The 21,345-nt window shown below is 75.1% G+C and carries 18 protein-coding genes; 4 read left to right on the top strand and 14 right to left on the bottom strand.

The features are described from left to right. Positions 1-179: 179 nt before the first annotated feature. The 8 genes from QWJ13_RS05915 to QWJ13_RS05880 all read right to left on the bottom strand — a co-directional run bounded on the left by QWJ13_RS05915 (position 180) and on the right by QWJ13_RS05880 (position 9,490). Positions 180-2,474: an excinuclease ABC subunit UvrA gene (locus QWJ13_RS05915; protein WP_316520964.1), complete on the bottom strand. Its 2,295-nt coding sequence runs from the start codon at positions 2,472-2,474 to the stop codon at positions 180-182. Between the two features lie 57 nt (positions 2,475-2,531). Further along, the gene (locus QWJ13_RS05910; protein WP_316520963.1) at positions 2,532-2,933 is read right to left on the bottom strand and encodes an NUDIX hydrolase; all 402 of its coding nucleotides are present in this window, start codon (positions 2,931-2,933) and stop codon (positions 2,532-2,534) included. A gap of 168 nt (positions 2,934-3,101) precedes the next feature. Beyond that, positions 3,102-3,938 (bottom strand): ECF transporter S component, encoded by an 837-nt coding sequence (locus QWJ13_RS05905; RefSeq protein WP_316520962.1) that lies wholly within the window; start codon positions 3,936-3,938, stop codon positions 3,102-3,104. Continuing rightward, positions 3,935-5,536: an ABC transporter ATP-binding protein gene (locus QWJ13_RS05900; RefSeq protein ID WP_316520961.1), complete on the bottom strand. Its 1,602-nt coding sequence runs from the start codon at positions 5,534-5,536 to the stop codon at positions 3,935-3,937. Before QWJ13_RS05900 ends, QWJ13_RS05905 begins: the two co-directional genes overlap by 4 nt. Continuing rightward, complete coding sequence (locus tag QWJ13_RS05895; RefSeq protein ID WP_316520960.1) at positions 5,533-6,642, bottom strand: CbiQ family ECF transporter T component; 1,110 nt, start codon at positions 6,640-6,642, stop codon at positions 5,533-5,535. Before QWJ13_RS05895 ends, QWJ13_RS05900 begins: the two co-directional genes overlap by 4 nt. A 16-nt stretch (positions 6,643-6,658) precedes the next feature. Continuing rightward, positions 6,659-7,339, bottom strand: coding sequence for an SCO2322 family protein (locus QWJ13_RS05890; protein WP_316520959.1), 681 nt, complete (start codon positions 7,337-7,339; stop codon positions 6,659-6,661). After that, a complete protein-coding gene (locus QWJ13_RS05885; protein WP_316520958.1) occupies positions 7,339-8,580 on the bottom strand; it encodes an SCO2321 family membrane protein in 1,242 nt (413 codons plus the stop codon). The genes QWJ13_RS05890 and QWJ13_RS05885 overlap by 1 nt, the downstream gene beginning before the upstream one ends. Before the next feature lie 292 nt (positions 8,581-8,872). Next, positions 8,873-9,490 carry a TetR family transcriptional regulator gene (locus tag QWJ13_RS05880; protein WP_316521702.1) on the bottom strand — a complete coding sequence of 206 codons (618 nt, stop codon included), beginning with the start codon at positions 9,488-9,490 and terminating at the stop codon, positions 8,873-8,875. Between the two features lie 257 nt (positions 9,491-9,747). On the opposite strand from QWJ13_RS05880, the gene QWJ13_RS05875 reads away from it, so the two are divergent. The 3 genes from QWJ13_RS05875 (at position 9,748) to QWJ13_RS05865 (ending at position 12,996) form a co-directional block, all read left to right on the top strand. Beyond that, positions 9,748-11,058, top strand: coding sequence for a glycosyltransferase family 4 protein (locus tag QWJ13_RS05875; protein ID WP_316520957.1), 1,311 nt, complete (start codon positions 9,748-9,750; stop codon positions 11,056-11,058). 136 nt (positions 11,059-11,194) lie between these two features. Then, the gene (locus QWJ13_RS05870) at positions 11,195-11,938 is read left to right on the top strand and encodes a class I SAM-dependent methyltransferase (protein ID WP_316520956.1); all 744 of its coding nucleotides are present in this window, start codon (positions 11,195-11,197) and stop codon (positions 11,936-11,938) included. Further along, complete coding sequence (locus QWJ13_RS05865; RefSeq protein ID WP_316520955.1) at positions 11,935-12,996, top strand: prenyltransferase/squalene oxidase repeat-containing protein; 1,062 nt, start codon at positions 11,935-11,937, stop codon at positions 12,994-12,996. The genes QWJ13_RS05870 and QWJ13_RS05865 overlap by 4 nt, the downstream gene beginning before the upstream one ends. Before the next feature lie 61 nt (positions 12,997-13,057). Here the strand turns inward: QWJ13_RS05865 and QWJ13_RS05860 are convergent, their stop codons facing one another. From QWJ13_RS05860 to QWJ13_RS05845, 4 genes are all read right to left on the bottom strand, one after another. Further along, positions 13,058-13,939, bottom strand: a complete 882-nt coding sequence (locus QWJ13_RS05860; protein WP_316520954.1) for a hypothetical protein — start codon at positions 13,937-13,939, stop codon at positions 13,058-13,060. Between the two features lie 214 nt (positions 13,940-14,153). Beyond that, on the bottom strand, positions 14,154-15,167 hold the full coding sequence (locus QWJ13_RS05855) for an N-acetylmuramoyl-L-alanine amidase (RefSeq protein WP_316520953.1): 1,014 nt from the start codon (positions 15,165-15,167) through the stop codon (positions 14,154-14,156). Positions 15,168-15,174: 7 nt separating this feature from the next. Continuing rightward, positions 15,175-16,188, bottom strand: a complete 1,014-nt coding sequence (locus QWJ13_RS05850; protein WP_316520952.1) for a hypothetical protein — start codon at positions 16,186-16,188, stop codon at positions 15,175-15,177. Positions 16,189-16,284: 96 nt separating this feature from the next. After that, a complete protein-coding gene (locus tag QWJ13_RS05845; RefSeq protein ID WP_316520951.1) occupies positions 16,285-16,938 on the bottom strand; it encodes a class I SAM-dependent methyltransferase in 654 nt (217 codons plus the stop codon). A gap of 187 nt (positions 16,939-17,125) precedes the next feature. Here QWJ13_RS05845 and QWJ13_RS05840 point away from each other — a divergent pair, with 187 nt between their 5' ends. Next, positions 17,126-18,208, top strand: a complete 1,083-nt coding sequence (locus tag QWJ13_RS05840) for an alcohol dehydrogenase catalytic domain-containing protein (protein WP_316520950.1) — start codon at positions 17,126-17,128, stop codon at positions 18,206-18,208. Between the two features lie 75 nt (positions 18,209-18,283). On the opposite strand, the gene QWJ13_RS05835 is transcribed toward QWJ13_RS05840, so the two are convergent. Next, entirely contained in the window at positions 18,284-18,457 is a 174-nt protein-coding gene (locus QWJ13_RS05835; protein ID WP_316520949.1) for a hypothetical protein, read from the bottom strand. 311 nt (positions 18,458-18,768) lie between these two features. Then, entirely contained in the window at positions 18,769-20,754 is a 1,986-nt protein-coding gene (locus tag QWJ13_RS05830) for an alpha/beta hydrolase family protein (protein WP_316520948.1), read from the bottom strand. Positions 20,755-21,345: the final 591 nt, after the last annotated feature.

The following is a 21,345-nucleotide window of genomic DNA, read 5'->3' as shown; positions in this document are numbered from 1 at the left end:
GGCCCACGCAGGGGACTCGATGGATCGGCCCGGGGCCCAGGGGTGGAGGAGGCGGAGCCCGAGCGCCACGGCCGCGCCGCCGACCGCGCGGTGGGCGGCGACGGCCTCGAAGACGCGCAACTGACGTAGTTCCACTGGCTTCCCCGAACGCCTTCGCTCCCGGCGCCGCGGGGCACAAGCTAGCGGGCCGACGCCTCGGCGAGGGCCCGCCCGGTGAGCGAGTCCGTCCGGCCGGCGAGTTCCGCCGGCGGGCCGGCGAAGAGCAGCCGACCGCCGTCCGCCCCGGCGCCGGGGCCGATGTCGATCACGTGGTCCGCCTGGGCGACGACGAGCAGGTTGTGCTCGACCACGACGAGGGTCGCGCCCGCGTCCACGAGCTCGGCGAAGAGCGTGTCCAGTCGCTGTACGTCGCTGGGGTGCAGGCCGGTCGTCGGTTCGTCCAGGACGATCCGCTCCTCGGCGAAGTCGGCGGAGGCGCTGAGGTGCCGGGCGAGCAGCAGCCGCTGCTTCTCGCCGCCGGAGAGGGTGTCGAGCGACTGCCCGACGGCGGTGTAGCCGAGCCCGACGCGCTCCAGCCACCGCATCGGCCCCGCGATGTCGGGGCGGTCGGCGAAGAGTTCGGCGACGGGGCCCGCCGCCATCCGCAGGACGTCCGCGATGGTGTGGCCGTCGAGTTCCGCCTTCAGGGCCGTGGGGTTGAAGCGCTCGCCCCCGCAGGCGTCGCAGGGGGTGGCGACGTCGTCCAGGAAGGCGAGTTCGGTGGTGATGTGGCCCTTGCCCCGGCAGGCGGGGCAGGCCCCCTTGGAGTTGAAGCTGAACCAGGCCGGTTCGAGCCCGGACGCGCGGCCGAACGCCTCGCGCACCGCGTCGGCGACGCCGAGGATGCTGAGCGGCATCGACCGTACGCCGCCGCGCAGCGGATCCTGCCCGACCACCGTGAACTCCCGGTGCTGCCTGGGGAGTTCGTTGGTGGCGAGGGAGCTCTTGCCGGAGCCCGCGACGCCCGTGACGGCGGTGAGGGCGCCGATCGGGATGTCGACGTCGAAGCCGGTGAGGTTGTGCGCGCGGGCGTCCGTGACCCGGACGTGCCCGCGTGGCGCGCGGACGGTGCGCCGCAGCTCCAGCGGGGTGGAGAGCAGCCGCCCGGTGGCGGTGCCGCTCGCCCGCAGTTCCTCCGGCGTCCCCTCGAACTGCACCAGGCCCCCGCCGGCGCCGGCGCCCGGCCCCATGTCGACCACGTGGTCGGCGACCCGGATCACCTGGGGGTGGTGCTCCACGACGAGGACGGTGTTCCCGGCGTCGCGCAACCGCAGCAGGAGCCGGTTGAGGCGCTGGACGTCGGCCGGGTGCAGGCCGGTCGATGGCTCGTCGAAGACGTAGGTGATGTCGGTGAGCGCGCTGCCGAGGTGCCGGACGATCTTCACCCGCTGCGCCTCACCGCCCGAGAGGGTCGAGGACTCGCGGTCGAGCGAGAGGTAGCCGAGCCCGACCGAGAGCAGCGCGTCCAGGGTGTGGCGGATGCCGGCGAGCGCCGGGGCCACCCGGGGATCGTCCAAGGTCTCCAGCAGTTCCCGGAGTTCGGCCACCGACATGGCCGACCAGTCCACGATCGAACGCCCGTCGACGAGGCTGGCCCGGGCGGCGGCGTTCAGCCGGGCGCCGTCGCACTCGGGGCAGACCTGGTGGGTGGTGAGGCGTTCCAGCTCCTCGCGGACCTGCGGGGACATCTTGGCCGGGCGGTTCTTCACGTACACGTCGCGCATCCGGGTGACGACGCCGTCGAAGCGGGCGGTCTTCGGGAATTGCGGATCGGGATTCGGCAGTTTGAGCTGGTCCGCGTAGAGGAAGAGCCGCATCTCCTCCTCCGTGTAATCCCGCATCGGCTTTTTCCGGTCGAACAGACCGCAGTGGGCGAAGCGCTTCCAGCGGTAGACGCCGGGCCGGAATTGACTGAACCGCACGGGCCCTTCGTCGATGTTCCGGTCGGGGTCGATCAGCTCCTCGATGTCGATGTCGACCACGGTGCCGAGGCCCTCGCAGGCGGGGCACATGCCGGCCGGGTCGTTGAAGGAGTACGCGGGGGAGTACCCGGCGGACGGCTCGCCGACCCGGGAGAACACGAGCCTGAGCAGCGGGGCGAGGTCGGAGGCGGTGGCGACGGTCGACCGGGAGTTCCCGGTGAACCGGCGCTGGTCGATGATCGCGGTGAAGGTGAGGCCGCTCATCGACTGCACCTCGGGCGCCGGCATGTGCGGAAGCCGGTTCCGTACGAAGGAGGCGTAGGTGTCGTTCACGAGGCGCTGCGCTTCGGCGGCGACGGTGTCGAGCACCAGCGACGACTTGCCGGACCCGGAAATGCCGGTGACGACCGTGAGGGCCTTCTTCGGCAGGTCCAGGCTGACATTTCTGAGGTTGTTGACGGCCGCTCCCACGACCCGGATGACGGCTTCGTCGGTGGAATGCTGAACGCCCATGCCCGCCATCATAGGTTTGTCCGACATCGGAGCGGCGGTCCGGTGCACCGGCCTCGCCTAACCGGTGAGCAGGCCGTCCAGGTGCTGCCGCACCGGCGGGAACATCGGGAACGGCACGTATTCGGCCAGCTCGGCGCGGGACGCCCAGACCACCCGGTCCAGCTCGTCGGAGTCCACCACCGTGGCGGCGCCGCCGACCACCTCGCAGGCCGTGTAGAACATCCGCCGCCCGTTCTGCGGGTGCACCCGCTCGCCGAGCACCTTCGCCGCCGCCACGTGCAGGCCGGTCTCCTCGGCGGTCTCCCGGACGGCCGCCGCCTCGGGCGACTCCCTGGCCTCGACCTCCCCGGCCGGGAACTGCCAGGACAGCTCTCCCTCGGCGATCCGCCGTCGCACCATCAGCACCCGTCCGTCCTTGACGACGATGGCGACGGCGACGGCGGGGAGTTGCTCGGTCATGGCTCTGCTCCTGGAAGGTCGCGCGGGGGTGTCGCCGCCATCTTGGCGCCGTCGAGCGCGCGAGTCCGGGGGCGCGCGGGGGGAGTGCGGGTTGGCGCCGCCCACATGGGTGAGTCATGCCGGAGTTCCTCCCCGCGGCGAAGGCCTACGTCCGCCGGGCGCCGCGGCTCACCGCTCCGGCGGGCGGAAGGTGACCGGGGCGTCGAAGGCGGCGCGGCGGGTGGTGCGGCGCAGGGCGCGCAGGACGGGGGTGCCGAGGGTGAGGCACAGGACGACGGTCAGAACAGCCCGGGGCAGGTCCCACCCCAGGGAGGTGGTCAGGCAGTAGGCCGCGAAGCGGACCAGGTTGTCGGGCAGCGGGTCGCCGGGGACGAAGGAGATGGAGCCGGCCAGGCCGCCGATGTACGGCCAGCCCTGGAGGTTCATGATCGTGCCGTACAGCAGTGACGCGACGGCTCCGTATCCGGCGAGCAGCAGGAGCTCGCGGCGGCCGCGCAGGGAGGAGGCCCCCGGCAGCAGCCCGGCGCCGAGGCAGACCCAGCCCATGGCGAGCATCTGGAACGGCAGCCACGGCCCGACCCCGCCGGTCAGCAGCGCGGAGGCGAACATCGACAGCGAGCCGAGCACGAAGCCGAAGCCCGGCCCGAGCACCCGCCCGGACAGCACCATCAGGAAGAACATCGGCTCCAGCCCGGCCGTGCCCGCGCCGAGCGGCCGCAGCGCGGCACCGGCCGCCGCCAACACCCCCAGCAGGGCGACGGACTTGGCGTCCAGGCCGGGCGCGCCGCCGCCCGCCGAGCGGCCCTCGGAGATCTGGGCGATGACGACGGCGAGCAGCAGCGGCAGCAGCAGCGCGAACAGCCAGGGGGCGTCCGCGGAGTGGCCGACCAGCGCCGAGCCGGTGGAGGCGAGCAGCGGCCAGCCGAAGGCGGCGACGCCGACGGCCGTGACGAGGAGCAGCGCCGTGATCGATCGGCGCCCGAGCGGGACGGGACGGCTGCTCATGCGCTCAGCGCCTCCGCGACCTGCCCGACGGTGAGCCACGGCCCGGGCGCCAGCACCTTGGCGACCTGCGGGGCGAAGGCGGGGGAGGAGACCACGACCTCCGCGGTCGGCCCGTCCGCGACGATCTCGCCCTCGGCCAGGATCACCGTGCGGTGGGCGAGCTCGGCCGCCAGCTCGACGTCGTGGGTGGCCAGCAGGACGGCGTGGTTCTCGGCCGCCAGTGAGCGCAGGATCTCCACGAGTCGGGCCTTGGCGGCGTAGTCGAGGCCGCGGGTCGGCTCGTCCAGGAGCAGCAGCGGGGGCCGGGCGGTGAGCACGACGGCGAGGGCGAGGGTGAGCCGCTGGCCCTCGGAGAGGTCGCGGGGGTGGGTGTCGTCGGCGATGCCGGGCAGCAGGCGTTCGACCAGCGCGCGGCAGGTGCCCGCGGGGGCGCCCGCGTCCGTGTCCGCCGCGGCGCACTCGGCGGTGACGGACTCGCCGTACAGCAGGTCGCGCGGGTCCTGCGGGACGAGGCCGACCTCGCGGATCAGCTCGGCGGGGCGGGTGCGGTGCGGGGTGCGGCCGCCGACCCGGACGCTGCCGGAGGCGGGGGTGTGCAGGCCGACCAGGCTGCCCAGCAGGGTGGACTTGCCGGCGCCGTTGCGGCCCATCAGGGCGGTGATCTCGCCGGGGCGCAGCGCGAGGTCCACGCCGCGCAGGGCCGGGACGGGGCCGCGCCGGACGGCGAGGCGGTCGGCCGCGGCGATCGGCTCGGCGGTGGGGGGAGCGACCGGGGCGGGCACCCGGCCGTCCAGGTCGGTGCGTAGCGCGGCGGCCTTGCGGCGCGCGTCGCGCACCGAGAGCGGCAGCGGCCGCCAGCCCGCGAGCCGGCCGAGGCCGACCACCGGCGGGTGCACCGGGGAGTGCGCCATCACTTCGGCGGGCTCGCCGAGGACGGGCGGGGCGTCGGGGGTGAGCAGCAGCACCTGGTCGGCGTACTGGACGACCCGCTCCAGCCGGTGCTCGGCCAGCAGCACGGTGGTGCCGAGGTCGTGCACCAGCCGCTGGAGGACGGCGAGCACCTCCTCGGCGGCGCCCGGGTCGAGCGCCGAGGTGGGCTCGTCCAGGACCAGGACGCGCGGGTGCACGGTGAGCACCGAGCCGATCGCGACGCGCTGCTGCTGGCCGCCGGAGAGGGAGTTGAGCGAACGGTCGCGCAGGTCGGCGAGGCCGAGCAGGTCGAGGGTCTCCTCGACCCGGCGGCGCATCACGTCGCTCGGCAGGCCCAGGGACTCCATGCCGTAGGCGAGTTCGTCCTCCACCGTGTCGGTGACGAAGTGCGCCAGCGGGTCCTGCCCCACCGTGCCGACCAGGTCGGCGAGTTCGCGTGGCCGGTGCTCACGGGTGTCCCGGCCGCCGACGGTGACCCGGCCGTGCAGCACCCCGCCGGTGAAGTGTGGCACCAGGCCGCTGACCGTGCCCAGCAGGGTGGACTTGCCGGAGCCGGACGGGCCCACCAGCAGGCAGAGCTCACCCTCGGGGACGACCAGGTCGACGTTGTTCAGGACGGGCGCGGCGGCGTCCGCGTACCGGACGGAGACCTGCTCGAAGGTGATCACGATGCCCTCCGGGGCGGGGTCGGGGCGGCGAACGCCGGTATCAGGCCGAGCAGGACGGTCAGGACGGCGGCCAGCGGCAGGGAGGGGACGGTCGGCGGGACGACGGTGGGGGCGAACGCGGCCGGGTCCCGGGTGGCCAGGTAGGTGGTGAGGGCCGCCACGGCCGCCCCGGAACCGGCGGTCAGCCACTCGGGCAGCGCCCAGGGATCGGGCCGGTAGCGGGATCTGACGGAGCGTCGGCTGCCGAGCAGCAGCCCGGCGAAGGCGGTGGCCAGGCCGAGCAGCAGCACCGGCGGCGCCCAGCCCGCGCCGCCGGCCGTCAGCAGCCCGTACGCGGCCAGGCAGACCCCGAGCAGGCCGGCCAGGGTGAGCGCGGCCGTCACCCGGGCGAGGGGGCGCGGCACGTCGGCGGTGCGGCCGAAGCCCCGGGTGTCCATCGCGGCGGCCAGCGCGATGGACCGCTCCAACGCGCCTTCCAGCACCGGGAGTCCGACGCTCAGCACGGCGGCGATCCCCTTGTCCGTACGGCCGCGCAGCCGGCGTGCGGCGCGCAGCCGGCGGACGTCCGCGACCAGGTTCGGCGCGAAGGTCATCGCCACCACCACGGCGACACCCGCCTCGTAGAGCGCGCCGGGCAGAGCGCGCAGCAGCCGGGCCGGGCTGGCCAGGGAGTTGGCGGCGCCGACGCAGATCAGCAGGGTGGCCAGCCGCAGCCCGTCGTACAGGGCCGCGAGCAGCCCTTCGACGGTCACCCGGCCGCCGATCCGCACGCCCTGCGCCCAGGTGGGCAGCGGGAGTTCGGGCAGGGTGAACAGCACATGGGTGCCGGGGATCGGCGAGCCGAGGAACACCGCGAACACCAGCCGGATGCCGAGCACCAGCAGGCCCAGACGCAGGAACGCCCCGTACGAACGCGACCAGGGGGCGTCGCCGCGCCGGGCCGCGACCACGTACCCGGCGACGGCGGCGAGCAGCAGCAGGATCGCCGGATTGGTGGTCCGGGTGGCCGCCGCGCCCAGCCCGAGCGCCCACAACCACCAGGCCCCGGGGTGTAGTTGACGGGGGCCGGTGGGCGGCCGGGTGCTACGGGCGGCGGTGCTGCTCACGGTGCGGTCCTGGGAGTTAGGAGTTGCGGCGGCGACGGGCTTGCCAGAAGGCGCCGCCCGCGAGGACGGCGACCAGCGCGCCACCGGCGATCAGGCCGACGTCGGGGCCGCTGCCGTGGTCGGCGGACGAGGCGGCTCCGGTGTCCGACGGGGCCGCGCCCGCCGCGTCGGCCTGGTCGCCGCAACCCGCCTTCGGGTAGCCGGAGATGGCGCACAGCAGGCCGTTGTTGTCGTAGCGCAGCGGCGGGGCGACGGCGGCCAGCACCTCGGCCGAGGTGGCGCGGGGCGTGACGCTGGCGCAGGCCGTGCGCTGCTCGGGCACCGGGGCGGCGGACGAACCGGCGTCCTCGGCGGTCCCGAAGTCCAGCACGACGGCCACCCGCTTGTGGCCCTCCTGCACGGGGGCGGCCGCGCAGATGTCGGCGAAGCTCCCGGCCGTCCGCGGCTTCGTGGCGTTCTGCCCGCCGTCCGGGCTGAGCGCGAACCGCCACCCGTCCACGGCGCCGTCCGGCGGCACCGCGATGGCGGGCCCCTGCTGCTGGTACGCCCAGCCGCCGTCGGCGTCGCGCCAGAACGACCAGTACCGGTACCCGGCCGCCTGGGCCGGGGCGGCGGAGACGAGCAGCAGCACCGCCCCGAGCAGGGGGAGGAGCACCGCGGCGAGCGCGGTCGGGGCGGGGTGGGAGTGGCGTCGCATCAGGCGTGCGGGTTGCGCTTGCGCTGGAGGCTGAGCAGGAGGCCGCCGCCGACGCCGACGAGCAGGCCGACGCCGATCAGCCAGTACTGGCCGATGCCGCCGTCCTTCTTCTTCTCCGGGGCGGCGGTCGCCGAGGCGGCGGCCCCGGTGGCCTTGGGCGCCGGGCCGAGGGCGGTGAGCCGGCCGGTCAGGGCGGCGGTGTCGCGGTGGGCGGCCTGGGAGACCAGCAGCAGGGTGGCGGTGGCGCCGGCGTCGCTGCCGTCCTTGGTCCAGGCGGCGCCCTCCTTGGCGAGCCAGTCGACGGTGCCGGCGGCCTGCTGGGAGTGGCCGCTCTGGGTGAGGGCGAGGGCGGCCCAGGCGGTGGCGGTGTAGTCGGGCTTGGGCTCGGCGCCCGGGGTGGTGAGGCTGAGGTGGTTGCCGCCCGCCGCGAGCTGGGCGGTCAGGTAGGCGCCGACGGCCTCGCCGGAGTCCGCGTGCGACACCGGGGCCGCGGTGTCGGAGGCGCAGTCGAGCGCCTTGGGCGCGGCGTCGGAGTGCACCGAGCCGGCGACCGGCAGGTGACCGCCGACGGCGGCGAGCGCGGCCTGGCCGCTGGCCAGGGCGTTCGGGGTGAGCGGGCCGCCGGCCGGGTCGGGCTGGTAGGCGAAGGCGCCGCGCTGGTCGGCGGGGGCCGCGCAGCCGAGCTGGAACAGGGCGAGCCCGTCGAAGGCGGACTTGCCGGCCTTGGCGACGCCCGCCGGGTCGGTCTTGGCGGCGAACAGCGCGTTGACGGCGAGCCCGGTGGAGTTGGCGTCGCCGGGGCTGCCCGGGTTGTAGGCCCAGCTGCCGTCGGCGTTCTGGTTGGCCTTGAGCCAGGCGACGCCCTTGTCGACGGCGTCCTGGTGGCCGCCGAGGGCCACCAGGGCCTGGATGGCGACGGCGGTGGCGTTGCTGTCCTCGGTCTTGGCGTCGCAGGCCGCGCCGGGCGCCCGGTAGGAGGGCCAGCCGCCGTCCTCGCACTGCTGTCCGGTGAGCCAGCCGACCGCCGAGTCGGCCGGGGTGACCTTGGCCGCCGTGAGGGCGGTGAGCGCCAGCGACTGCCGCCAGACGCCGTCGTACGTGGGGTCGCTCTTGCCGTACAGGCCGTCCGGGGCGGCGGCGGTGGTCGGCGCGGGGGTGTCGGCGAGGGCCGGTCCGGCGGCGAGGCCGGTGAGCAGCGCGGCGGACAGGGTGGCGGCGCCCAGGCGGGCGGCGGTCAGCATGGTGCGGGTGTGCCTTTCGGTGAGCGGTGGTGGCCCGGGCGGGGGCCGTTCCGTAGTCCTCGACGGTGCCGGGCGGGTGCGCCTGGTCCGGCCGCTCGCCCCTCCCCGGGTGCTCCGACTCGTCCGGGCGGCCGGGTACGGCGCCGGGCTCACGGCTGCGGGTCAGCGCCGGATTCGCACCGGCTTTCCCCGGGAGAGGAACGGGATGGAGTTGTCCTGCCCGTCGACTTTAGCCGCCGGAGCGCGCCAACGGCCCGGCCGCGGCAGGAACACGTTCCAGTGGGCGCCGGGTTCAGGGCAGGGTGAGCAGTCGCGCCGCGGTGTGCAGATCGGCCCGTACCTCGGCGATCGAGGCGCGTCCGGAGAGCCAGGCGACCAGCGCCGAGTGCCAGGTGTGCTCGATCACCCGCACCGCCGCCCGCTGGCTCTCGGTGGGCGGTCCGGACTGGCCGATGGCGTCCAGGATGAGCTGTCCGGTGGCCACGCTGACCTGGTCCACCTCGGCCCCGACCGAGCGGTCCGCGAAGGACAGCGCCCGGACCATCGCCTCGGCGAGCAGCGGTTCGCGCTGGAGCGCGTGGAAGGCCCGGGTGAGGGTGTCGGCGACCCGCGGCGCCGGTTCGGGGTCGGTCGGCGGGTGGCGCCGGATGTGCTCCTGGAGGCCCTGCAACTGCTCCAGCATCACCGCGACCAGCAGGTGGACCTTGGACGGGAAGTAGCGGTAGAGCGTGCCGAGGGCGACCTGGGCGCCCTCCGCGACCTCCCGCATCTGCACCGCCTCGTACCCGCCCCGCACCGCCAGCGCGGTGGCGGCCCGCAGGATGCGCCGGCGCCGCTCGGCCTGCCGCGCGGTCAGCGGCGGCACCCCCGGAGTCGATGCGGACGGCGAACCCGGCGACGAGCCGGGCAGGGTCGAAGGAGAGGGCGACGGCAAGGGTGCTCCCGGGCGGGCGAGAGTGGCGGCGTGCTCCACATGGTCGGCAGGATCCGGCGTGGCGGGAATCACCAGCCCTGCCTCCTGAGGAAAAGCTACGGGCCGGTATCTTCGAGGTCTCTCATTGTTCACGTGGTCGATCACGAGTTCCCCAGCCACTGAAACCTGATCTACTTTAGCGACCGGACGTCATGTCCGGCAGCACAGACAGCAGCCAGAGAAGAGGGCCCAGGATGACCGCGCAGCCGCTGCGGATTGCCCTGCTTTCGTACCGCGGGGACCCCTTCTGCGGCGGTCAGGGCGTATACGTACGGCACCTCTCCCGGGAGCTGGCCAGGCTCGGCCACCACGTGGACGTGATCGGGGCCCAGCCCTTCGCCGTCCTGGACGAGGTCGACGGCCCCGGCTCGGTGCGCCTGGTCGAGCTGCCCAGCCTGGACCTCTACCGCGCCGACGACCCCTTCCGCACCCCCGCCCGCGACGAGTTCCGCGGCCCGGTGGACGTGCTGGAGTTCGCCACCATGCGCACCGGCGGCTTCCCCGAGCCGCTCACCTTCTCGCTGCGCGCCCGCCACTACCTGGCCGCCCACAAGGGCCGCTACGACGTGGTGCACGACAACCAGACCCTCGGCTACGGCCTGCTGGGCCTGGCCCGGCACGGCTTCCCGCTGGTCACGACGATCCACCACCCGATCACCGTGGACCGCCGGCTGGAGCTGGACGCCGCCACCACCCGGGCCAAGCGGCTGTCGCTGCGCCGCTGGTATGCGTTCACCCGGATGCAGCGCCGGGTCGCGGCCCGGCTGGATCACGTGATCACCGTCTCCGGCACCTCGCAGCGCGAGATCGCCGAGCACCTGGGTGCCGCACCGGGCGCGATCTCGGTGGTGCCGATCGGCGCCGACACCCGGCTCTGGTCGCCCTCGGCGGACATCGAGCGCGTCCCCGGCCGGATCGTCACCACCTCCAGCGCGGACGTGCCGCTGAAGGGCCTGGTCTTCCTGGTCGAGGCGCTCGCCAAGGTCCGCACCGAGCGGGACGCCCACCTGGTGGTGGTCGGCAAGCCGCAGAAGGAGGACGGGCCGGTCGCCGACGCGGTGCGCCGCTTCGGGCTGGCCGAGCACATCGAGTTCCGCAGCGGGCTGACCGACCAGGAGCTGGTGGACCTCTACCGCTCGGCCGAGGTGGCCTGCGTCCCCTCGCTGTACGAGGGCTTCTCGCTGCCCGCCGCCGAGGCGATGGCCACCGGCACCCCGCTGGTCGCCACCACCGGCGGGGCGATCCCCGAGGTGGCCGGCCCGGACGGGGAGACCTGCCTGGCGGTGCCGCCGGGGGAGGCGGACGCGTTGGCCGCCGCGCTCGGCCGGCTGCTGGACGACCCGGAGCTGCGGGCCGCGCTCGGCACGGCCGGACGGGAGCGGGTGCTGGCCCGGTTCACCTGGGAGCGGGCCGCCGAGCTGACCGCCGAGGCCTACCGCGCGGCGATCGCCACCGGGGTCGGCGCCCGGGCCCGGTCGGGGCCGGGCTGGCGGTACGTGGCCTAGCCGCCGCCTCGCCGCCACCGCCTCACGGTGACGAGCCGGTGAGACGAGCCGGTGAGGGTCAGGCGACGGGCGGGCGCCGAGCCTGCCTGACGAAGCGTCAAGAACGCTTGGTAGCAAAAGGAATGGGAGTCCTGAAGTGCTGACCGTCGATTTCTCGCGCTTTCCGCTCGCCCCCGGCGACCGGGTGCTCGACCTGGGCTGCGGCGGGGGCCGGCACGCGTTCGAGTGCTACCGCCGCGGCGCCAATGTGATCGCCCTCGACCAGAACACCGAGGAGATCGCCGAGGTCAAGAAGTGGTTCGCGGCGATGGAGCAGGCCGGTGAGGCCCCCGAGGGCGCGTCGGCGGTCGCGATGGAGGGCAACGCGCTGGCGCTGCCGTTCGAGGACGAGTACTTCGACAAGATCATCATCTCCGAGGTGATGGAGCACATCCCGGACGACAAGGGCGTGCTCGACGAGATGTTCCGGGTGCTCAAGCCGGGCGGCCTGCTCGCCGTCACCGTGCCGCGCTGGCTGCCGGAGAAGATCTGCTGGGCGCTGTCCGACGAGTACCACGCGAACGAGGGCGGCCACATCCGGATCTACCGGGGCGACGAGCTGCTCGGCAAGCTCAAGGACGCCGGCCTGGAGCCGTACGGCACCCACCACGCGCACGCGCTGCACTCGCCATACTGGTGGATCAAGTGCGCGGTCGGCGTCGACAACGACAAGGCGCTGCCGGTCAAGGCGTACCACCAGCTGCTCGTCTGGGACATCGTCGGCACCCCGGTGATCAGCACCCTCACCAAGGCCGCCGAGCGGGCGCTCAACCCGGTCATCGGCAAGAGCTTCGTCGCGTACGCCTCCAAGCCCAACCGCGCGCCGGGCGGAGCGGCATGACCGCCGCCGTCCCCGAGGCGCTGCTGCTCGACGGGGTGCTCGACGCCGAGCAGGCCGCCGGCACCGTGCGCAGCATCCTGGCCGAGCAGCGCCCCGACGGCGCCATACCCTGGTTCGCCGGGCACCACCTCGACCCCTGGGACCACACCGAGGCCGCGATGGCCCTCGACACGGCCGGCGAGCACGCCGCCGCCGAGGCCGCCTACCGCTGGCTCGCGGCCACCCAGAACCCGGACGGCTCCTGGTACGCCGCCTACACCGACGGCGTGGTCACCGACCGGGCCAAGGAGAGCAACTTCTGCGCGTACGTCGCGGTCGGGGTCTGGCACCACCACCTCAGCACCGGCGACGACACCTTCCTGGAGTGGATCTGGCCAGTCGTCCGGCGCGCCCTGGACTTCATCGTCGCGCTGCGGCTGCCCGGCGGCCCGATCGCCTGGCGGGTCGACGAGGACGGCACCGCCACCGGCGAGGCGCTGCTCACCGGCTCGTCCAGCATCCTGCACGCGCTGCGCTGCGGCCTGGCCATCGCCGACTACCTGGAGGAGCCGCAGCCCGACTGGGAGCTCGCCGCCGGGCGGCTGGGCCACGCCGTCGCCCACCACCCCGAGCGGTTCCTGGACAAGGGCCGCTACTCGATGGACTGGTACTACCCGGTGCTCGGCACCGGCCTGCGCGGTGACGCGGCGCTGGAGCGGATCGAGCGGGACTGGGCGCGCTTCGTCGTCCCCGGCCTCGGCGTGCGCTGCGTCAGCGACCGCCCGTGGGTGACCGGCGGGGAGAGCGCCGAACTGGCGCTCGCGCTCTGGGCGATCGGCCAGTCCGACCGCGCGGTGGACATCCTGCGCTGGATCCAGAAGCACCTGCGGCACGAGGACGGCTCCTACTGGACCGGGTACGTCTTCGAGGACGACGCGATCTGGCCGGAGGAACGCACCACCTGGACGGCCGGGGCGCTGCTGCTCGCGGTGGCCGCGCTCGGCGGGGACCCGGCGACGGTCGCGGTCTTCGGCGGGGAGCAGCTGCCCGTCGGACTGGTGGTCGAGGACTGCTGCTGAGCCCATGCGAGAGGGGCGGGACCGGTTCTCCGGTCCCGCCCCTCTCGCGCGTCCGAGGACGTCAGCCGCGCTGGATGCCCGAGGTGTCGGCCAGCACGCCCTGGGTGCCGTCCGGCAGCTGCGCGACCAGGGCGGCGCCGCGCTGCTCGACGGCCAGGTACCAGGTGCCCGGCACGACCTCGCCGACCGGGGCGCCGGCCGGGTTCTCCTTCGGGGCCAGCTGGCGCGGGGCCGGGACGGCGAACCAGAACGGCTGGAAGTCCGCCGCCGGGGCGGGCGCCGGCTGCGGGGCCGGGGCGGCGTCCTGCGGCTGGGCGGTCGCGACCGGCTGGCCGGCGCCCGGGTAGCCGTAGCCGCCCTGGGCGACCTGGCCGCCGAACGCCGGGTCGTGGCCCTGCGCCGGGTAGCCGTACTGACCGGGCTGGCCGGGCTGGCCGGGCGCGCCCGGGTAGCCGTACTGGCCGGGGACGGCCGCCGTCGCCGGGCGGTCGGTGACCAGCGGGGCCTTCAGCGCGGGCACCAGGGGGCTCGCGGCGGCCGCGCCGGCGAGCACGACCAGCGCGATGACGCCGAGCCAGGCGCCGAAGCCGTGGCCGAAGCTGCCGGAGGACGGGCCACCGCCCAGGGACCAGACCGAGGTCCACAGCGCGGCGACGGAGAAGGCGATGCCCCACTGGTCCAGCCGCAGGCCGAGCACCTGGCGGTTGGCCGCGTCCTTGCCCTGGAAGCGCTGCACCAGGATCAGCGCGGCGGCGAGGATGCCGAGCAGGTAGATCGAGGGCAGGACGGGGAACAGTTCGGTGCTCCACGCGTTCTGTGAGGTGTTCCCGCAGTACCGGCCGCTGCAATCCACGGTCCAGTAGGGCAGGAAGGAGGCGATGAAGAGCAGGACGGCCGCGCCTGCGACGGCGGCGTCTCCCCTGGTGAGAGCGCGCAGATTCACTAACGTTCCCCTCGTTGACGTGTCGTGGACGGTGCTTCGTGCGGTCTGGCTGACCAGCCGAAACTCCCGAACGGACCAGAAGCCTAGGCCCAACCGTCCCGCCGGTGCACGGCGGGACCGGGAATGGGGCGAAGTCGTTGCAAACCGCGCGGCCCGGGCGGAGCGCCGCCCGCCGCTGGTGCGCGGCTCAACTCCGGTATCGCGCTTCGGTCTTCTACTGGGTCGTCAGGAACGCGGTCAGCGCGTCGGCGATCCCCTGGGCCGCCTGTTGGCGCCACTGAGGGTCCGTCATCCGCTTCGCGTCCGTCGAGTTGCGCATGTTACCGCACTCGATGAACACCTTGGGGACCGTCGAGAGGTTGAGGCCGCCCAGGTCGGAACGGGTGTCGAGGCCGTCCCTGGCGATGTAGTCCGCGTACGGCTCATCGGTCGCGGCGTGGAACCGGTCGCGCAGCAGGAGGCCGAGCCGGTGCGAGGGGTCGACGATCGCCGCGTTGTCCGCCTTACCCGCGACCACCCTGGCGGGCATGATCACGTGGAACCCGCTGCCGCTCGCCGGGCCGCCGTCCCCGTGCACCGAGACCGCGACGTCGGCGTGCGCGTCGGCGCCCGCGCGGGCGCGTTCGTCGATGCACGGGCCCCAGGGGCGGTCGCCGTCGTGGGTCAGCACGACCTTGGCGCCCCGGGCGGCCAGGATGGCGCGGGCCCGGCGGGAGACGTCCAGGGTGTACTCGGCCTCGGTGTAGCCGGCGTTGGTCTCCGTCCCGGTGGTGTCGCACTCCTTGCGGGCGTTGCCGATGTCCACCTGACGGTTGATCTCGGCGGTGTGGGCGGAGTTGCGGATGTTGTGGCCGGGGTCGAGCAGGACGGTGCGGCCGGTGAGGTCGGCGGGCGTCTGGGGGGCGGGCGGCTTCTCGGGGGTGGCGGCCGGCGTGGCCATGGGGGTCTCGGACGGGGTGGGGGCCGGGGTCGCGGCCGCGGCCTCGGTCGAGGGCGGCGGTGCGACCGGAGGGGTGAGGGGGGTGCCGGTGGGGGGCTCGGCCGGGGCCGGGGTGGTGAACGGTGTGACGATCGGCGACGCGGAGGCCGTGGCGCCCGCCGGACCGGTGTCGTCCATGGCCCGCCAGCCCAGCCAGCCGGCCGTACAGAGCGGAACGACCACGGCCACCGCGGTGGCGGCGCGCAGCAGGGCGGAGCGGCGGGGCGGCTGGGGGGCGGAACCGGTCACTGGGCGGTCAGATCCTGTCCTGGGTGGGCGGGGTGATGCCGTTGGTGGTCGCGATCGAGTGCCACTTGCCGGAGAAGACCCCCTTCGCCGTGGCGGCCTGCTGGACGAGCCCGTCCGCCTGGGTCTTCTCCGGGGTGCTCGGGACAGGGTGGGTGCAACCCTGGCCGGCGAGGGCGCGCGCCCAGCCCGCGTACGCCCGGTCGGCGGCGGAGGTGGACTGCCAATAGGACTTGAGCGAGTTCACCGCCTCCACGCCGCCCGGGAGGTCCGTGACGCTCTGGTTGGTGAGCTGGGTCAGCAGGCCGTCGCGCCGCGTGGCGTCGTCCTCCAGGGTCTTCGCCGTGCTCTCGATGTCGGCCTTCGCCGGGCAGCTGCTGATCTTGGCGAGGGCGTTGCCGATCGAGGCCCTGGCGTCCGCCTCCGTGGCGAGCAGGTCGTTCACCGCCTGTGCCTGGGCCTTGGCGGCCGGGCCGGCGGTGGTCGCGGCGGGGGAGGACGCGCCGGTGGCCGCCGGGGCGGGCGTGGCCGGCGCGGTGTCGGCGGCGGTGGGCGCGGGGACCGGCGGCAGGTTGTTCGAGTCGACCGGCGGGGGAGCGGAAACGGTGCCGGGCTTGGCCTCGTTGTTGTCGCCGTCGGCGTCGCGGCCGACGATGATGCCGCCGACGACCGCCAGCACCAGGACCACCGCGAAGCCGACCAGCAGCGCGGCCCGGCGGACCTTCGCCCGGCGGTCCGCGTCCGCGTCGCCGTCGCCGTACGGAGGCCGCGGCGGGGCGGCGGCCGGCTGCGGGGGGAAGGCGGGGGCGTGCGGCGCCCGGGCCGGGGGCGGCGGGGTCGCCGGCCCGGGCGCGGCGGCCGGTGACTCCGGCGCGGCCGACGCCTCGGCAGCCTCCGCCGCCTCGGGGGCGACGGGAGCGGGCCGGTCGTCGGCAGGGCGCTGCGGGTTGCGCACCCAGCCGCCGGCGCCGCCGCGCGCGGTCGGGTCCCAGACCGCCGGAGCGCTGTTCTGCTGGTCCGTCATGTCGCTGCTGGCCCCCACCGTCCGCCGATGCTCTGCCTGGTGCTGCGCGCCACCGTACCGTTCGAACCCCCGCCCGGCGGCCCCGGCATCACGAGACTACGGCTTGCGGCGCAGGACGCGCAGGGAGCCGGTCACCGAGATCTCCTCGAAGCCCTCGGCGAGCGCCCGCAGGTACACCCGGTACGGGGCCTGGCCGCCGTCGGCCGGGTCCGGGAAGACATCGTGGACCACCAGCAGGCCCTCCGGGGCCAGGTGCGGCACCCAGCCCTCGTAGTCGCCGCTCGCGTGCTCGTCGGTGTGGCCGCCGTCGATGAACACCAGGCCGAGCGGGCGCCCCCAGAGCGCGGCGATCCGCGGCGAGCGGCCGACCAGCGCCACCACGTGCTCCTCCAGCCCGGCGGCGTGCAGGGTGCGGCGGAAGCGCGGCAGGGTGTCCATCAGCCCCACCTCGGGGTCGACCAGCGTCGGGTCGTGGTACTCCCAACCGGGCTGCTGCTCCTCCGAGCCGCGGTGGTGGTCGACGGTCAGCGCGACCGTCCCGGCCGCCCGGGCCGCCGCCGCGAGCAGGATCGCCGAGCGGCCGCAGTAGGTGCCGATCTCCAGCACCGGCAGCCCGGTGGCGCGGGCCGCGGTGAGCGCCGCCGCGTACAGCGCGAGCCCCTCGTCCAGCGGCATGAAGCCGGTGGCCGACTCGAACGCCGCCAGCACCTCGGGCGCCGGGGCCGCGGCCCTCTCCAGCAGGTCGGACATGCGGTGCTCCTCGGGGCAGGATGTGGGCGGACGTGCACGGACCCTACTCGACGGTAGTGGTCGCGGCCGCCCCCGGTCCCGGGTGGAACGCGTTCTAGTCGCGCCGCGCCGCCCGTGCCAGAATCGGCGCGACCGCCGATCCGAGGCACACCATCCGAGGAACACCAGGCACCCGGGGAGCAGCACCATGCGCGCAGCCGTCCTGCACAAGACCGGTCAGGAGACCCTCGACGTCCGTGAGGACGTGACGGCGGTGGGCTTCGGCCCCGGCACCGTACGGGTCCGGATCCACGCCGCCAGCCTCTGCCACTCGGACCTCTCCGCGATGAGCGGCGTGCTGCCGCAGCCCGCGCCGTTCGTCCCCGGGCACGAGGGCGCCGGCGACGTGCTGGAGGTCGGCGAGGGCGTCACCGGCCTCGCCGCCGGCGACCGGGTGGTGCTCTGCTGGATGGCCCCCTGCGGCCACTGCGACCACTGCCGGAGCGACCGTGGCCACCTGTGCGTCGCCAGCCTGCGCGGCCTCGGCGCCCCGGGCTTCCGGATCGCCGAGGGCGAGCTGAGCGCCTCCGGGTTCTACGGCACCGGGGCCTTCGCGGAGGAGGTGGTGGTCGCCGCGAGCGCCGTCGTCAAGGTGCCCGCCGACCTCCCGTACGAGGCCGCCGCGCTGATCGGCTGCGGGGTGACCACGGGCATCGGCGCCGCGGTGAACACCGCCCGGGTCGAGCCCGGCGCCTCCGTCGCGGTGATCGGGGCGGGCGGGGTCGGCGTGGCCACCGTCCAGGGCGCCCGGGTCTGCGGCGCCGGACGGATCACCGTCGTCGACCCGGTGGCCTCGCGCCGCGAACGCGCCCTGGCCTTCGGCGCCACCGAGGCACTCGCGCCCGAGGAGCTGAAGGCGGCGGCCAAGAAGCTGCCCGGCGGCGGCTTCGACTACGTCTTCGAGGCGGTCGGCCGCGCGGCCACCGTCCGGGCGGGCTACGAGGCGGCCCGGCGCGGCGGCGCGGTGGTGGTCATCGGCGCGGGCGCGCAGGACGACCTCGCGCAGTTCACCATGGGCGAGCTGTTCTTCAACGAGAAGCGGCTGCTGCCCTCGCTCTACGGCGGGGCGACGGTGGCGCGCACCATCGGGCTGGTCGTGGACCTCTGGCGGGCCGGGCGGATCGACCTCGACGGGATGGTCACCCACCGGGTGGGTCTCGCGGACGTCAACGAGGCCCTCGCGCAGATGCGCAGCGGGGAGGCGCTGCGGACGATCGTGACGATGGGCTGAGCGCGGGCGAGGGCCCGTGGGAGAACTGTCGCCTCCCACGGGCCCTCGCCCGTCGTGCCGGTGCGGTGGTGCCGGTCAGCCCCGTGCCCCGGCCGCGCGGTGGCGGCCGTGCGGGTCGGACTCCGGGCTGTCGTCGGCGGCGCAGCCACCGCGGTGACGGCCGTGCGCCGCGGTGCCCTTGGCCGTCTTCTCGTCGGCGTCGGTCCCGGTAACCGCGGGTCCGGTGGTGTCGGTGAGGGTGTCGGACATGAGATTCGTCTTCCGTGCGGAGGGGGTGCAGGTCATCGGCGCCCGGCCGGCGCGGGTGGCGCGCGGTCGGGTCCCCGATCGGGCGCTCGGTACGCGCCCGCAGCCGGTGATCGCGGCCCGTGCCCGGCCACCATAACGGCCGGGACGGGCGAGATCCTATCGAGATCCTGACGCGAGTCCCGGGCTGGTCCGGGGTGCCGAATCGAGCCGGCCGTCGGCCCGCGTTCGACGCCCGAGCGCGGCGAGTTCACCCGGATCGCCTAGCGTCCCGCCGACAGGCCCGGACGGCCCGGACGGCCCGATCGGCCCGATCAGCCCGGCCGCCCGGTCCGCAGGAACGCGGCCAGCAGTTCGTGCAGCACGGCGGCGCCCTCGTCGGCGAGCACCTCGTGCCCGGAACCGGTCGCCTCCACGTACCGGAAGTCCTCGCCCTCGATCCGGCCGATCCGCAGCAACTCGTGCCGCAGCGTGCGGGACTGGCTCACCGGCACGACCTCGTCCCGGCTGCCGTGCACCATCAGCAGCGGCGCGCCCAGCCGGTGCGCCAGCTGCATCAGGTCGCGCGGTCCGCGGGCGTCGGCGATCGGCTCGTCGCCGCCCAGCCGGGTGGCCAACGCCCGTACGGGGGGCGCCGCTTCGGCCAGCAGTCGGGCGCCGGACAGGAACGGCGCGACCACCGCGCAGCGGGAGACCTGCTCGACCGGCGCGTGCGCGGCCGCGAGCAGGGCCAGGAACGCGCCGTAGCTGACCCCGAACAGGGCCGGCGGCTCCAGGCCCAGCGCGGCGCGCTGCCCGGCGATGCCCTCCAACAGGTACAGCACGTCCTCCAGATCGGGCCCGCCCCAGGCGCCCCGGATGGCCAGCGCGTGCGCCACGCCGTAGCCGGTGGAGCCGCGCTGGTTCGGCGCGACCACCGCCAGGCCCTCGGCGGCCATCCGCTGCAACGCCGGGTCGAACTCCAGCCGCCAGGCGTCCGCCGGGCCTCCGTGCAGCGCCAGCACCAGGTGCGGGCTGCTCAGCCAGGCGTCCCCGCCGTACACCACGGCCTCCAACGGGCCTGCCGGGCCCGCCAGTTCGAGGCTCTGCGCGGACTGCCAGCGGCCGCCGTCCGCGGGCGGGGTGCTGCCGTCGAGCCGCCAGCCGGCCGGCTCGGTGCGGACGGGGCGCACCCCGCCGGGCTGCCAGGGCAGCACGGTGTCCCGCCAGGGGCCGGGCAACCCCGAGGCCAGCGGCGCGAGTTGCAGCGGCAGCGGGGCCGGTCCCGAGACGGCCGGGAGCGGGCCGTGCGCCAGCAGCGCGTCCACGTCCAGGGTGGCCAGCGCCGCCGGGTGGTCGGGTGAGGAGTACGGCAGCCGCAGCCCCGCCCCGCCCCAGTGCCCGACCGCGCCGAGCCGCCCGGGCGGCACCGGCAGCGGGTCGAGGCGCCCGGCCGACGGCCGCCACAGCGCGAGCGCGGAGCCCGCGCCGTGGTCGATCTGCACCGCGACCCGGGGGCCGTCCGCCGCCGTGCGCAGCGCGACCGGCCGCAGCAGCATGCCCGCGACGTGCAGGCACTCCGGGAACCGCAGCGGCTCGCCGGTGCCGAGGACGCCCCAGCCGAGCCGGTCGGTGCCGGGCGCGTCGCTGCGCACCATGGCGAAGCGGCTGTCCGGGTCGAACAGCACCAGCCGGTCGTTGCTCTGCGGGCCGATCTCCAGCAGCGGGGTGGTGCGGCCGGTGCGCAGGTCGAGCACCACGCTGCGGACCAGGCCCGCGTTCACCCGGTCCAGCGCGAGCAGCGTGCCGGTGTGGTCCAGCCAGGTGCCGCCGCCGTGCAGGCCGGGGATCTCGGCGACCCGCTCGGGCTCGCTGCCGTCCGTCCGTACCAACCAGGCGGTGGTCGCCGGGCGGGTGTCGCTGCCGAGGGCGACCGCCACCGGCGTCCGCGGGTCGGCGCCTGTCGCCGCGGGGAGCGGCAGCAGGCGCAGTCCGGCCAGTCGTAGTGAGCCCAGCGGCTGCTCCACGGTGGCGAGTTCACCGTAGGAGAGGCGGACCAGGTCGTGCCGTTCGCCGTCGTGCCGACAGGCCAGCACCGAGCCGTCCGGCAGGGGGAGCAGCTGTGAGCGCGGGCTCTCCGGGCGGTTGCCGGGCAGTGGCAGCGCGGTCGGGGCGGCCGGAGTGCCGTCCTGTGGCAGCCGCCAACTCTCCACGTACCAGCCGCTGTCGGCGCAGGAGGCCAGGCAGGCGGCGTGGCTGCCGTCGGCGGCGAAGGTGAAGTTCTGTCGGCGCAGGGCCTGGGTCGCGGTCCGGGTGGCCACGTTCACGCTCCGCTCACCCCGGCCGCCTGGCGTCTGGTGATCCGCTGTCTGGCGATTCGTTCCTGCGCCGGTTCGAGGGGGTCCTGTTTCGGTGAGGACGCGGACGGCCCGGCCGTGCGCCAGGGGCAACCGACGGTGACCTCCCAATCACCGCGGCCTCCCAAGCCCCCGGAGTGGGCCGGTGCCGCCCGCGTCGTCTCGGGGCGCCGACCGGCCGCATCCGGTTCGCGCCCCGAGGGTGCCTCGCCCGCAACAGCGCGCAGCGATGTGTCCGACCCCATGCGCCTCACATCCCTTCGTCTGTTGCCGCCCCGGTGGCTGCTCCTCCAGGGGTGATGAGGACGAGGCCTCTCGATCGGCGTGCCCGCCCGGCCTCGGCCGGATGGTGGGGGCAACTCCCGTTCGCAGGAGTGAAGTTAGTTTCGAGAAAACCGGCGGCTCAACACGGAACCGGTCACTTCACTCGTAAGGGTGATCAGAGGGTGGTTTCGAATTCATGCGAGAACCCCGCTGTGAGTAGCAGGTGCCCGGCGCGTGGGCGCGTACGGAGCGCGCGGGGGCCGCCGCACGCCCACCGGCTCACGTTGACGT

This window comes from Kitasatospora brasiliensis (genome assembly GCF_032654805.1).
Classification (GTDB): domain Bacteria; phylum Actinomycetota; class Actinomycetes; order Streptomycetales; family Streptomycetaceae; genus Kitasatospora; species Kitasatospora brasiliensis.
Note: the sequence above shows the minus strand (reverse complement) of the source record. Positions and strands in the feature narration are given on the sequence as shown.